The sequence below is a fragment of the Psychromonas sp. SR45-3 genome (genome assembly GCF_014163575.1).
Lineage (GTDB): Bacteria > Pseudomonadota > Gammaproteobacteria > Enterobacterales > Psychromonadaceae > Psychromonas > Psychromonas arctica.
The window spans coordinates 1-2313 of sequence record NZ_JACJDP010000079.1 but is presented as its reverse complement, the minus strand read 5'-3'; the positions used below and the strand labels follow the sequence as shown (position 1 = coordinate 2313).

At 36.9% G+C, this 2313-nt stretch carries 1 protein-coding gene and 3 tRNA genes; all 4 read right to left on the bottom strand.

Annotated features, from left to right (window positions below; translation table 11 throughout):
• Positions 1–32 precede the first annotated feature (32 nt).
• Positions 33–1250, bottom strand: a complete 1218-nt coding sequence (locus H5084_RS19135; RefSeq protein WP_182692220.1) for an ammonium transporter — start codon at positions 1248–1250, stop codon at positions 33–35.
• A gap of 632 nt (positions 1251–1882) precedes the next feature.
• Positions 1883–1971 (bottom strand) — tRNA-OTHER (locus H5084_RS19130).
• Positions 1972–2055: 84 nt separating this feature from the next.
• Positions 2056–2141 (bottom strand) — tRNA-OTHER (locus H5084_RS19125).
• 82 nt (positions 2142–2223) lie between these two features.
• Positions 2224–2312: transfer RNA gene (locus tag H5084_RS19120), tRNA-OTHER, on the bottom strand.
• Position 2313: the final 1 nt, after the last annotated feature.

The following is a 2313-nucleotide window of genomic DNA, read 5'->3' as shown; positions in this document are numbered from 1 at the left end:
ACTTCTTAGCCTGTAGATTAATAATCATATAATTAATTATTATTCAGGTTGGTTGCACCAATTTTATGAATGGCGACATCTGCACCATTAAATTCATCTTCTTCACTAAGACGAATAGGCATGATGGCATTAACCCCTTTATAAACGACGAAACCACCAACAACTGCAAACACTACGCCTGTAATAGAGCCAATGAATTGACTCATAAAGGTCACGCCACCTAAACCACCAAAGCTTTCAAGACCAAAAATACCCGCAGCGATACCACCCCATAAACCGCAAATACCATGTAATGGCCACACACCTAGCACATCATCAAAATTCGAAAATTTATTTTGTACGTAGGTAAATAACCACACAAATAAACCACCAGCGACTAATCCAGTCATTAGTGCACCAATAGGATGCATTAAATCAGAACCTGCACACACTGCGACTAAGCCGGCTAATGGTCCATTATGGATGAAACCAGGATCTTTTTTACCAATAACTAACGAGCTAATAATACCACCAACCATCGCCATCAATGAGTTCATTGCCACTAAACCACTAATACCTTCAATGGCCTGTGCAGACATAACATTAAAACCAAACCAGCCAATAGACAGTATCCAAGCACCTAAGGCAAGTAATGGAATATTAGATGGTGCAAACGCCACTACTTTACCGTTGCGATAACGACCATTACGGCTACCTAAAACAATAATGGCAGCAAAAGCAATCCACCCACCCACTGCATGCACTACAATAGAGCCAGCAAAATCATGAAAGGCAGCACCAAAGTTAGCTGTTAACCAATCTTGGAAACCATAGTTACCATTCCACATAAGACCTTCAAAGAAAGGGTAAACCAGGCCAACACAAAGCGCGGCTGCAATCAGCATAGGATTAAACTTAGCACGTTCAGCAACACCACCCGAAATAATCGCAGGAATAGCAGCGGCAAAGGTCATTAGGAAGAAAAATTTAACTAACTCATATCCGTTATTTTTAGCTAAAACAGCAGCACCATCAAAAAAGGTCACACCGTAAGCTAGCCAATAACCAAAAAAGAAATAAACCAATGCTGACACTCCAAAGTCAGACATGATTTTAACCAAGGCGTTAACTTGGTTTTTATGGCGCACGGTGCCTACTTCTAAAAAAGCAAATCCCGCATGCATGGCAAAAACCATGATTGCGCCTAATAAAATAAATAATGTATCTGCACTACTAATTAATGCAGTAACATGGTTTTGTACTGACTCCATAAATCCCTCTCTAAAGTCCTTAAAAAAATTCAACAGAACCTTAACCGATCAGCAAGCTAGTTAACATATTTTTATGGCTATATTCGCAGTTTTTTTGACCATAAATCAATATTAGTGATAAAAATAGAACAAAAAAACAGCTAAACAATAAGGTTTATAAAAAAGATATATTTGCTTATTTTAAGTTTACATTAAATAAATAATATCAATTGACAGCGTTTAGGCGATTCATGCTAAATATTAAGATTTATTAATTTAGATATTTTATTAACAGTGTTTAGCAGTAAATACTAAGGGACAACGTTATTTAATCATCAATAAGATTGCTATTTCTGTCTTGTTATTAAAAGCAGGCACAAACACGCAGTTACACAGAGTTATTTACAGGATCAGGTTAAATTAAGAGAGTTAATAAAAATTGACTGTTTTCACATCAAATAACAGTGCTTACATTGCTTTGGCTACTAAGCCAAAAAGAAATTATAACTTTATCACTATAAATCTAAATGAATTAACAGTGTTTCAGTATCTCTATCAATCGAGCTAAAGAGGAGTGACTCTTTTTGTTCGCCTGTTGAATAGGTCATAGGGTTTAAGCAAAAAAATTTATTCGATAAGGCAGGTCTTAAACATGGCTCCTCTTGCTGGGCTTTAACCAGCAACACACGCTATATCTTATAAACAGGACAGTCCGTTGCTCTGCCAACTGAGCTAAAGAGGAATTCCTTATTTTGCTAATGTATAAGTAGATCATAAATTTTAGGTAAAAAAAGCCCGAACAATGTATTCAGGCTTTTTAATGTTGCTCCTCTTGCTGGGCTTTAACCAGCAACACACGCTATATCTTATAAACAGGACAGTCCGTTGCTCTGCCAACTGAGCTAAAGAGAAATTCCTTATTTTACTAATGTATAAGTAGATCATAAATTTTAGGTAAAAAAAAGCCCGAACAATGTGTTCAGGCTTTTTCATGTGGCTCCTCTTGCTGGGCTTTAACCAGCAACACACGCTATATCTTATAAACAGGACAGTCCGTTGCTCTGCCAACTGAGCTAAAGAGAAA